General features: G+C 75.9%; 9 protein-coding genes. All 9 read left to right on the top strand.

Going from position 1 to position 11,265, the window contains the following annotated elements; genetic code table 11:
* Positions 1 to 411: 411 nt before the first annotated feature.
* Positions 412 to 768, top strand: a complete 357-nt coding sequence (locus tag VF746_10900; protein ID HEX8692920.1) for a hypothetical protein — start codon at positions 412 to 414, stop codon at positions 766 to 768.
* A 52-nt stretch (positions 769 to 820) separates the two neighbouring features.
* The gene (locus tag VF746_10895) at positions 821 to 1,201 is read left to right on the top strand and encodes a hypothetical protein (GenBank protein HEX8692919.1); all 381 of its coding nucleotides are present in this window, start codon (positions 821 to 823) and stop codon (positions 1,199 to 1,201) included.
* Between the two features lie 139 nt (positions 1,202 to 1,340).
* Positions 1,341 to 3,296: a phage tail sheath C-terminal domain-containing protein gene (locus VF746_10890; protein ID HEX8692918.1), complete on the top strand. Its 1,956-nt coding sequence runs from the start codon at positions 1,341 to 1,343 to the stop codon at positions 3,294 to 3,296.
* A gap of 56 nt (positions 3,297 to 3,352) precedes the next feature.
* Positions 3,353 to 3,853, top strand: coding sequence for a phage tail protein (locus VF746_10885; GenBank protein ID HEX8692917.1), 501 nt, complete (start codon positions 3,353 to 3,355; stop codon positions 3,851 to 3,853).
* Positions 3,854 to 3,870: 17 nt separating this feature from the next.
* Positions 3,871 to 4,773 (top strand): hypothetical protein, encoded by a 903-nt coding sequence (locus VF746_10880; protein HEX8692916.1) that lies wholly within the window; start codon positions 3,871 to 3,873, stop codon positions 4,771 to 4,773.
* Positions 4,774 to 5,089: 316 nt separating this feature from the next.
* Positions 5,090 to 7,816 (top strand): hypothetical protein, encoded by a 2,727-nt coding sequence (locus tag VF746_10875; protein HEX8692915.1) that lies wholly within the window; start codon positions 5,090 to 5,092, stop codon positions 7,814 to 7,816.
* Between the two features lie 10 nt (positions 7,817 to 7,826).
* The gene (locus VF746_10870) at positions 7,827 to 8,666 is read left to right on the top strand and encodes a Pvc16 family protein (GenBank protein ID HEX8692914.1); all 840 of its coding nucleotides are present in this window, start codon (positions 7,827 to 7,829) and stop codon (positions 8,664 to 8,666) included.
* Positions 8,663 to 10,882, top strand: a complete 2,220-nt coding sequence (locus VF746_10865; protein HEX8692913.1) for an ATP-binding protein — start codon at positions 8,663 to 8,665, stop codon at positions 10,880 to 10,882. Before VF746_10870 ends, VF746_10865 begins: the two co-directional genes overlap by 4 nt.
* Positions 10,882 to 11,265, top strand: a 384-nt coding sequence (locus VF746_10860) for a hypothetical protein (GenBank protein HEX8692912.1), incomplete at its 3' end; no start/stop codon positions are given. The genes VF746_10865 and VF746_10860, both read left to right, overlap by 1 nt.

Raw genomic sequence — 11,265 nt, 5'->3', positions numbered from 1 at the left:
GCGCGTAGCGCGACGCCTGCAGCGGCGTCTGGAGAGGCTCGGCTACAAGGTGGAACTGCGGAAGGCCGCCTGAAGAGCGCGACCCCGGCTCCGTAGTTTCTATTCAGGGAGCCGCTGCACCCCCCGGGCCGGTCCCGCTCCTCCCTCCTGAATCCACCGGTCTAGATCTTCTCCCTGGATCTTTCCCCGCGCGCCCGGCGGCACCATCCGCCGGGCGCGCGGGCGTTTTGCGCGGACCGGGGCGGCGGCCGGATGGACCGATCGATCCATCCCGCCGCCGCCGGGATCCCCCTCCGGAACCCGGCGGGAGGGGGGACCGCCGCGGCCGCCCGGCTGGGCCGGATTTCCCATTCCCGCGCCTCTGCGCCGCCGGTATCATGGCTTCCGGCGCGGGCATCCCAAGGAGCCCAAGTGATCCGTGTAGCCCTGGCCGTGAAGCCCCGGATGCTGAGGGAGATCCTGGCCGAGCTCCTCCAGGCCCAGGACGACATCCAGCTGGTGGAGGCCTCCGGCCCGGACGAGGCGGCGCGGGCGCACGCCCCGGAGCCCGACGTGCTCATCGTCTCGGCCGAGGCCGGGACGCAGGCGCGCGTGGCGCGGTGCATCCTGCGGCTCTTTCCCGCGTGCAAGGTGCTCACGCTGGCCGGCGAGGCCTGCGACGCCTCGCTCCACGAGCTGCGCCCGTACGAGCGACCGCTGGGCGAGATGTCTCCACCGCGCCTGCTGCAGACCATCCGCCGCGTCGCCGCCCACCCGGCCGAGCCGTGAGCGGCCCGCACGTGCCGCCCGCCGGAGCGGCCTGTCCCCACGGAGGCAGACGATGCCCGTAACCATCGAGAACCGATCCGACACCCGCGTGCTGCTGCGGCTGAACAGCGGCCAGAACTGGTACCTGGGCCCCGGCGAGGCGCTGGACGTGGAGCCCGTGGAGGTCAAGGGCAACGCCTGGCTGCAGCGGCTGGAGGAGCGCAGGCTGATCGCCGTGGACCGCGGCGAGGGCGGGGAAGACGGGCCCCGGGAAGGAGGGCAGGGGCAGCAGGGAGAGCAGGGGGAGCAGGAGCAGCCCGCCGCCTCGGGCGAGCCGCTGGTGGAGGGGCAGGGGGCGCTCTCGGCGGAAGCCGCCACGCCCGTGGGGCCGGAGGACGAGCCGCCCACCTCGCCGCGCCCCCGCCGCATCCGTCCGGAGCGAGGCACCCAGTAAGCACGACGGGCGCCCGTTCGGGCGCCTCCCGAACTTCCGCCGGACCGGCGGCGGGCGCGCGAGAGCGCCCCCGCGGACGGACGGCCGCGCGCACCGGCCCTGGGCCGGGCAGTCGAATCCTGTACCGGAGCGGATGACCATGCCGACACTCACGGCCCCCGGGGTTTACGTAGAAGAGGTCTCCAGCGGCGTGCGGCCGATCGAGGCCGCGGGCACGTCCACGGCCGCGTTCTTCGGCGAGGCCGAGCGCGGGCCCATCGGGCAGGCGGTGAAGATCTTCAACTTCACCGACTTCCAGACCCTCTACGGCGGGTTCCTCACCGGCGGGCGCTACCTGGCGCACGCCGTCTACCAGTTCTTCAACAACGGCGGCTCGGCGTGCTACATCGCGCGGGTGGCGCCGGGGGCGGCCACGGCCAGCGTGACCGTGCGCGACACCGGCGGCACCCCGGCGGACGCCGTGACCTTCGAGGCCGCCTCGCCCGGGGCGTGGGGGAACCGCATCATGGTGGAGGTGGACAGCACCGCCGCCGCCGACCCCGCCAACCAGTTCAACCTGTCCGTCTGGCGCGAGACGCCGGAGCGGGTGCTGCTGGAGTCGTTCGCCGACCTGGGGATGGACCCCGACGCGCCCAACTACGCGGCCACGGTGGTCAACAGCCGCTCGGCGTACGTGCGGGTGCGGCCCAACCTGGCCAACGCAAACCAGGTGAACGGCTACAGCCAGAGCGGCGTGATCGACGTGGACGGCAACCCGCTGCTGGGCGCCAACCAGCGGCAGTTCCGCATCAACGTCAACGGCGACGGCGTGCGCGCGGTGGACCTGACCGCCGCGCTGGCCACGGCCGACCTGCGCGACCCGGCGGCGATCGCCGCGGGGATGCAGGCGGCGATCCGCGCGCTGACCCCGCTGCGCGACTCCACGCCGGCCGCCAGCTACAGCGGCGCCACCGTCACCTTCAACACCACCACGGCGCCCGACGGCGTGCTGCGCATCACTGCGGGCGGCCCGCGCACGCCGGCCTCCGGGGTGACGGTGCTGGACGCGGCCAACCTGCTGGTGAACGCGGCCGGGGTGCTGCGCCTGGGCGCGCGCAACGGCGGCACCGAGGTCTCGGGCGCGGCGCCCACCCGGCCGGCCGACAACGCGGCCGACGACTTCTACTTCCTGGGCGACGACACGGTGGCGGGCGCCGTGAGCGCGGTGGCGGCCGGCTCCGACGGCGCCACGCCCCAGGACTCCGACTTCCTGGCGGCGCTCACGCAGCTCGACACCATCCGCGACGTGAGCCTCATCGCCATCCCCGGGATCGGCTCGGAGGCGGTGGTGGACGGGGCCATGAACTACTGCGCGCGGCGGCCGCTCAGCGACTGCTTCTTCATCGGCGACATGGACATCAACGCCGACACGTACGCCGAGGCGATCTCGTTCCGCGACGGGCTGAACAACCCCAACTCGTACGGGGCCGTCTACTTCCCCTGGCTGTACACGCTGGACCCGGCGGGGGGGAGCGCGCCGGTGCTGGTGCCGCCCTCGGGGTTCGTGGCGGGGCTGTACGGGCGGATCGACGCGCGGCGGGGGGTGTGGAAGGCGCCCGCGGGCACGGAGGCGATCCTGGCCGGCGCGGTGGGGATGGCGGCCACGCTCACCGACGTGCAGCACGGCGACCTGAACAACCACCCCAAGAGCGTGTCGGTCATCCGCCGCTTCCCCACCACGGGGATCGTGGCGTGGGGGGGCCGCACGGTGAGCTCGGACCCCGAGTACAAGTACATCCCGATCCGGCGCACGGCCATCATGATCCGGGTGAGCATCTACAACGGGATCCAGTGGGCGGTCTTCGAGCCCAACGACGCGCCGCTGTGGGCGTCGCTGCGGCTGAACATCGGCACCTTCATGAACGGCCTCTTCCGCCGCGGCGCGTTCCAGGGCGGCACCGCCGCGGAAGCCTACTTCGTCAAGTGCGACGCCGAGACCAACCCGCAGGGCGACATCGACCTGGGGATCGTGAACGTGCTGGTCGGGTTCGCGCCGCTCAAGCCGGCCGAGTTCGTGGTGGTGAGAATCCGCCAGAAGGTGGGCCAGGGCGGGTGACCCGCGCGACCGACGTCCGAGCCAACCGCTAACCCCGGGACCCGAAAGGTCTGACGATGGCACAGTTCAGCGTGAACACGCACCGCTTCGACCCGTACCGGAACTTCAAGTTCCGGCTCAAGTGGGACAACGAGTACGTGGCGGGCCTCAACAAGTGCAGCGCGCTGCGGCGCACCACCGAGGTGGTGGACTGGCGCGAGGGCGGCGACCCCAGCCACAGCCGCCGCCTGCCGGGCAAGACCAGCTACGAGGCCATCACCCTGGAGCAGGGCGTGACCCACGACACGCGCTTCGAGGAGTGGGCCAACCTGGTGAACAACTTCGCGGGCGACGCGGCGATGTCGCTGCTGAACTACCGGAAGAACGTCACCATCGAGGTCTACAACCTCCAGGGCAAGGTGGTGATGGCGTACAACGTCTACCGCTGCTGGGTCTCGGAGTACCAGGCCCTGCCGGAGCTGGACGCGGCCGGCAACGCGGTGATGATCCGCACCATCAAGCTGGAGAACGAGGGGTGGGAGCGCGACCCGGCCGTCACCGAGCCGACGGAGACCTGAGCGCCGCCGCCTGAGCGATGACCATGCCGGACGCCGGGCGGGTGTGCCTGCTCCCGGGGGGCTACCGCGACGCCCGGGGCGTGCTGCACCGCGAGGCGGAGGTGGCCCCGCTGACCGGGCGCGAGGAGGAGCTCCTCGCCGGGTCGCGGGGCGTCCCCGCGCCGGAGCTGGTGACGGCCGTGCTCTGCCGCGCCGTGCGGCGCATCGGCGGGGTGGCGCCCGTCACGCCCGAGGTGGCGCGCGCGCTCCTGGTGGCCGACCGGCTCTTCCTGCTGCTGCGGGTGCGCGCGGCCACCTTCGGCGAGCGGGTGGAGGGGACGCTGGGGTGCCCGTGGCCGCGGTGCGGGGCGCGGGTGGACGTGGACTTCTCCCTGGCCGACGTGCCGGTGAAGCGCTCGGCGGAGCTCTTCCCCACCTACGTGGCCGAGCTCTCGGCCGAGGCGGCGGGGGAGGACGGCGCGGGGGCGGCGCCGCGGTCGGTGGAGTTCCGCCTGCCGCGCGGCGACGACCAGGAGGCGCTCGCGGGGGTGCTGGCGGAGAACCCGGCGCGGGCGCTCACGGCGCTGCTGGAGCGCTGCGTAGTGGGGGCGGGGGAGGGCGCCGCCCTGGTGGACCGGCTGTCGCCGCGGGCGCGGGGCGAGGTGGAGGCGGCGATGGCGGCGGCCGCGCCGCACGTGGAGCTGGAGATGGACCTGGTGTGCCCGGAGTGCGGGCGCGCCTTCACGGCCCCGTTCGACCCGGCGGACTTCCTGTTCGGGGAGCTGCGGACGAGCCGGGGGCTGCTGTACCGGCAGGTGCACTACCTGGCCTGGCACTACCACTGGAGCGAGGGCGAGATCCTGGACCTGCCCCGCGACAAGCGGCTGGCGTACATCGAGATCCTGGCCGACGAGATCGAGGCGCTGAACCATGCGGTCTGACCCGCCCCGGGCCGCCGGGGGGCACCTGCTGGGCATGCTGTCCGCCGGCGCGGGATCGTTCCCGTACCGGGGCGGCGTGTTCCGGCTGCTGGGGATGCCGGCCGCCGCGGGCGTGGCCGCTTCCCCGGCGCTGCCGCCCGTCTCGCTGCCGTACGCCGGGGGGCCGGGCTCCGGCGGGCTAGACCGTCCTTCCGCGCTGGCGGAGCCTCCGCTCTCCCTCCCCGCGGGCCCGCGTCTCCTCGGCGCGGCCTGGCCCTCCGCCGCTCCCGCTCTCACGCCCGCCGGCCGTGGCCGGGACGGTCTTGAGGAACCGCGCGTGGATGGCCGCTACCGGCCGCCTGCCGGCGTGGATCGCGAGGTCGTGCCCACCCGCGCGGCGCAGGCGGCCCCGGATGGCGGCTACGGGGGGGCGGCCGATCTGGACTTCACGGCCTCTCCCGTCCGCGCGGTGGAAGCGGCCACGGACGGCGGTCACGGGCGATCGGCCGATCCGGGTCTGACGGTCTCGCCCACCCGCGCGGCGGCGGCCGCGAGCGGCGGCCAGGGGCAATCGACCGAGGTGGATCTCGCGGCCCCGCCCACCCGCACGGTGGAAGTGGCCACGATCGGCGGCTACGGGCGATCTGCCGATCCGGATCTGACGGTCTCGCCCACCCGCGCGGCGGAGACGGCGGCAGATGGTGGCTATGGACAATCGGCCGAGGTGGATCTCACGGCCGCGCCCACCCGCACAGTGGCGGCGGCGGACGGCGGCTATGGACAATCGGCCGATGCGGATCCCGCGTCGACATCCACCGCACGTTGGGTGGAAGCCGGCGCGCGGGTGGAATCCGCGTTCGCAGCCGCGGACGGTGTGCCGGGGCCGACTCTTTCGGATGCGCTGGATGGCGGCGCGGCCGCGACGACCCTTCGTCCCGGCGCGGAGCCCCTGGAGCTGACGGCGGCTGACGATGCGCTCCTGCGCGAGCTGGCCGCCGGCACCGGCCCGTTCCCGTTCCGCGGCGGCGTGAGCCGGCTGCTGGGGATGCCCGCCGCCGCGGAAGCGTCGGTGGCCGCTCCCGCGGCTCTCCCGCCGGCGGAGCTTCCGTACCTGGCGGCGCAGGGCTCCGGCGAGGCCGGGTGGCCGCCGCTCGAGGGCGACCTCTCCGCCTCCGCTCCACCGTGGCACCGCGACGCCGACCGGGCCGCGCGCGAGCCGCGCACGCCCGGCTCCATGGGACTGGAGCCTTCGCCCGCGGCCGATCCCGGACGCCGCGACGCGGGTGAGCGGGAGCGTGCGTTCAGCCTGGTCGAAATCCCGGCAGCGGGTGCGGCGGCGCTGGCGTCCGCGCGGCCGCCTGCGGTCGGGACGGATGATGGGATGGTGCCTCGCGCATCGTACCGCGATTCGCTTGCAGCGGCTCCTTCCGCCGCGGTCGAGGGCACGGCGCCGGAGCACGGGGACGGGAGCCGGGGGTCCGGAGACGGGAGTGCGTCGCTTCCGGCTCGATCCGATCTGCGTCGGGGAGAGATGCGTCCGCTCGCGGATGCGCGGGGTGCTGCGCCGTCCCGAGCGGCTTCGGCGGACGCGGGCGCGCGGCCGGGTGCACTGCCCATCGTGAGCTCCGGGGTGCCCGGCGCGGCGCTGGAAGGGCGCACGTCGGTCGATCGCTCGCTCACGATCCCGTCGCCGGAGCTCGTCGCGATCCCCCGGCCGGCGCGTGGCGCGGGTCCGAGCGGCGGCCCGGCCTCCTCCGATCCCACGCTTCCGTCCGTTGCCGCCCTGGATCGAAAGCATGTGGCTGGGACCGGAAGCCCGCCCGCCGCGAGCCTGGAGGCGCGGCACCCCGGGCAGGATGCGCTGGAGTCTGCGCGCAGCTCGAGCGATCCCCGCGCGGCGGCATCCAGCGCCAGCGGGCAACCGGGTGCCGCGTCGGACCAGCCGGCGGGCGCGCCGCCTTCCGATCGTCGTCCGGCATCTTCGCTCCGTGCGGCAGCGGGGGGACCGGGCGCCCATCTCCCGTCGCCACGCCGAGATGCGGGCGCGGCCGCCGACATGGATGCACGCGGGCGCGATGCGGGACCGGTGCCGGGGCTCGCCTCCACCGCGCGAGCGGGCGAGGTGCCGTCCGCGCGCGCCGAGGCGATGGACCGCGGCGGCGTCGCGCGATCCGCCCCGGTGTCCGCCCGTGCGGAGGAGCGACGGCCGGAGGGGGTGATCTCGCGCGGGGAGCCGGGCCTGGAGCCGAAGGGGCGGGCCGTAGCGGATGCGCCGCCGCCGCGACGGGCCGCGCCCGCGCCGGAGGCACGTCTCGCGGCCGCGCCGGCGAGCGCGGGGCGCGCGGCGGCGCACGAGCCGGACGCACCCTCCGGCCCGGTGCGGACGATCGGCCTCGCGATTCCCGGCGTCACCGACCGGCGCATGGTCCCGCCGCCGGTCAGGCTGGACGGAGCCCCGGAGCTCGGTCCCATGGCTTCGGGCGAGCGGGAGAGCGAGCCGTCATCCACCGATACGCGCCGTTCGACGGACGCGCACCGGCCCGCGCCCGCGTTCCAGCATCGGAGCGCGCAGGCGGAGGCGGCGCGGCAGGGAGCGACGGGGAAGGACGCGCCGGGACGGACCCCTGAGGCCGCGGATGCGCCGGGCCCGCTGACGGAAAGGCTGCGCGCGATGGTCGCCGGGCGCGCACGCGAGCTGGGAGCCGTGCTCCGGGCGCGCGAGGACCGCCGCGAGCCCGGAGGGCCGGCCCTGCTCCGGGCACCGGCGGGCGGCCGCGCGGCGCCGGGCACGCTGCAGCCGCGCGAGGACGCGCGCGCGGGGGAGCCGGTGCAGGCGCTGCGGTCGGCGGTCGCCCGGCGGGAGGCGCGGCGCGCGGACCCCGCCCCGGCCGCGGCGCCCGCGCCTGCGGCGGAAGCCGCCTCCGCGCCGCCGCGCCCCGCGCCGCCCGCCCCGGCCGCGCCGCGGGTGATCGTGGTGCCGGCGCCGGAGCCGGCGCGCGCGGTGCCGCGCTCGTTCTGGGCGAGCAGCACGCTGCGCAGCGCGCACCTGCGGGTGCTGCGCTAGGGGGCGGGGGATGAGCACGTCCACGGCCATCGGCCGCGTGAGCGAGTCGCTCCGCAACCTGCTGCTGGGGGAGATGCAGCTCACCCCCAGCGTGCCCGTGACCATCCTGGCCCCGGACGAGGGCGGCGGCCCGCGGCGCATCAACCTGTTCCTCTACAAGATCCAGGAGAACCCGCACCTGCGGAACCTGGACTGGCAGGCGAGCGCGTCGCTGCCGGGCGAGCTCGTCGCGCCGCCGCTGTCGCTGAACCTGTACTACCTGATGACGCCGTACGCCGCCAACGACAGCAGCCTGGGCAACGCCACCCTGCACGAGATCCTGGGCGAGGCCATGCGCGTGTTCTACGAGCACCCCGTGGTCCCCGACGCGTACCTGGCGGGCGACCTGGGCGAGGGGCGCGAGCAGCTCTCCATCGTCCAGAACGGGCTGGACGTGGAGGAGCTGAGCCAGGTGTGGAGCACCTTCTCGCAGCCGTTCCGCCTCTCCGTGCTCTACGAAGTCTCCGTCGTGCAGCTGGACCAGTCGGCCGACCGGCGGCGCCCGATCCCCGAGCGCGTGCGCAGCATCGGCGTGCCCGACGTGCGGGCGCCGTACCGGCCGCCCGTGGTGGGGCGCATGGAGCCGGCGAGCGGCCCCGCGGGGACGACGGTCACCTTCCACGGCGAGCACCTGGACGGCTGGAACGCGCACGTGATCCTGCTGCGCGACCGCATCGTCGACGGCGTGCCGGTCGCGGGCGACAGCTTCACCGCGACGGTCCCGGCCGACCTCCCGCCGGGGATGTATCCCCTGCGGGTAGACGTGGCGCACCTGTACCGCCGCACCTTCTTCTTCGAGGTGACCCCGTGAACGCCTGGCCGGAGCCGCGCGAGGCGCCGGACGCGGAGCCGTTCTACCCCGACGGCTTCGCGCACCTGGCCGACGAGCTGGACCGGCTGAACCTGCTGCTGCGCCTGCGCACGGCGGCCGCGCGCCGCCGGTGGCTGGGGCGGCCGGAGTCCGCCGGGAGCCCGCTGTGCGTCAGCGACGCGGAGGTGGACGCGCTGCTGAACGGCGGCCAGGCGGCCGGGGGGGAGCCGGCGGACGAGCAGCTGCTGCGCCGCGCGCTGGGGGCGTGGGGGGAGGAGATCGAGGCGCGCGTGGCGGGGAGCCTGCGGCGGGGGATCGCCCTGGCGCTGCCGCAGCTGGCGCGGCTGTACGGCCTCTCCGCCTTCGAGGTGCAGGCCGTGCTCGTCTGCCTGGCGCCGGAGCTGCGCCGCGGCTACGACCGCGTGTACGCCTACCTGCAGGACGACATCACCCGCCGCCGCCCCAGCGTGGACCTGGTGCTGGAGCTGCTCTGCGAGACCGAGGCCGAGCGGTGGAGCGCCCGCGCCCTGCTGGCGCCCCAGTCCCGGCTGCTGCACGCGGGGATCCTGCAGGCCGTGGACGACCCGCACAGCCCCTCCGCGTCCGGCGGCCTGGCGCAGCTGCTCCGGCTGGACCCGCGCATCCTGCACTACCTGCTGGGCCACGACGCCACCGACGCGCGGCTCACCAGCCTGGTGCGGCTCCACCGCGCCGCCGTGCCGATGGACGCGCTCCCCGTGGACGCCGCCGCCCGCGCCGAGCTGGGCGCCCTGGCCCGCGCCTGGGGCGCCGACGGCGGCCCGCGGCGCTGCCTGGTGGTGCACCTGCACGGGCCCCGCGGCGTGGGGCGGCGCGAGCTGGCCGCCGCCTTCGCCGCGGAGCTGGGCGCGCCGCTCCTGGCGCTCGACGCGCACCGCCTCCCCGCGGACCCGGACGAGGCGGACGCGCTGCTGCGCCTGGCGATGCGGGAGAGCCTGCTGCTGCAGGCGCCCCTCTACCTCGCCCCCGCGGAGGTCTTCGTGCGGGAGGGCGACGCGGCGGCGGCGCTCCGGGCGGCGCTGGCGCGCTCGGCGGAGTGGTTCGGCTGGCTCGTGTTCCTGGGCGGCGAGGGGGCGTGGGCGCACCCGGAAGCCTTCGCCGGGCTGGACTTCCACTCCGTGGCGCTCCCCCTGCCGGCCGAGCCGGAGCGCGAGGCCGCCTGGCGCCAGGCGCTGGAGGGGGCGCTGCCGGACGGGGCCGGCGGGGAGCTCCCCGCGCGGCTGGCGGAGCGCTTCCGCCTGACGCCGGGCCAGGTGCGCGAGGCGGCGCGGGCGGCGGCGCACCGCGCGGACGTGGACGGTGCCGCGGTGGACTTCGAGGCGCTGGCGGCGGCGTGCCGGGCGCAGGCGCGGCACAACCTGGCCGGGCTGGCCGCCCGGGTGGAGCCCCGCTACGGCTGGGAGGACCTCGTCCTTCCGGAGGACCGGCTGGCGCAGCTCCGGGAGATGTGCGAGCAGGTGCGCCACGCCCGGCAGGTGTACGAGCGCTGGGGCTTCGGGCGCAAGCTGGCGCGGGGGCGGGGGCTCAGCGCGCTCTTCTCCGGCCCCCCGGGGACGGGGAAGACGATGGCGGCGGAGGTGCTGGCGGCCGAGCTGCGGCTGGACCTGTACAAGGTCGACCTGGCCCGCGTCGTCAGCAAGTACATCGGCGAGACGGAGAAGAACCTGTCGCGCATCTTCGCCGAGGCGGAGGACAGCAACGCCATCCTCTTCTTCGACGAGGCCGACGCGCTCTTCGGGCGGCGCACCGAGGTGGCCGACGCGCACGACCGCTACGCCAACATCGAGACCAGCTACCTGCTGCAGCGGATGGAGGAGTACGCGGGGATCGTCGTCCTCGCCAGCAACCTCCGCGAGAACATGGACGACGCGTTCCTGCGCCGCATCCGCTTCCTGGTGGACTTCCCCTTCCCCGACGCGCCGAGCCGCCGGCGGATCTGGGAGGCGCACTTCCCCCCCGACGCGCCCGTGGGCGGCGAGGTGGACTACGGCCTCCTGGGCGAGCGCATCCAGGTGGCGGGGGGGAACATCAAGAACATCGCCCTGCACGCCGCCTTCCTGGCCGCGGCGGACGGCGGCGTGATCGTGCCCGCGCACATCCTGCGCGCCACCCGCCGCGAGTTCGAGAAGATCGGCAAGCTGTGGGACGAGGCGGCCCTCACCCGCGGGAGGCGGTGATGAGCCGCGCGGCGGAGCGGGAGACGGCGGCGCGGACCGGGGCACGCACCCGGCCCCGCCCGTCGCCGCGCGCGCCCTCCGCCCCGCGGCCGGGCTCGCCGGAGCTCCTGCAGCGGCAGATCGGCATGCGGGCCTACCGCGAGCACCGCGCGCCGGTCGTCCAGCCCAAGCTCGCCGCCGGGGCGGTGAACGACCCGTACGAGCGGGACGCCGACCGCGCCGCCGCCGCCATCCTCCGCGCGTCCGCCGCCGACCTGCATGGTCCGCGGTCCGCGCCGGCCGCGACGATCCAGCGGATGCCGTCCGGGAGCCCGGCGGCCGCGGAGACCGGCGCCGCGCTCCCGTCGGGCGGGGGCCGGCCCCTCTCCGGCGCCACCCGCGCG

This window comes from Longimicrobium sp. (assembly GCA_036389795.1).
In the GTDB taxonomy this organism is placed as follows: domain Bacteria; phylum Gemmatimonadota; class Gemmatimonadetes; order Longimicrobiales; family Longimicrobiaceae; genus Longimicrobium.
Note: the sequence above shows the minus strand (reverse complement) of the source record. Positions and strands in the feature narration are given on the sequence as shown.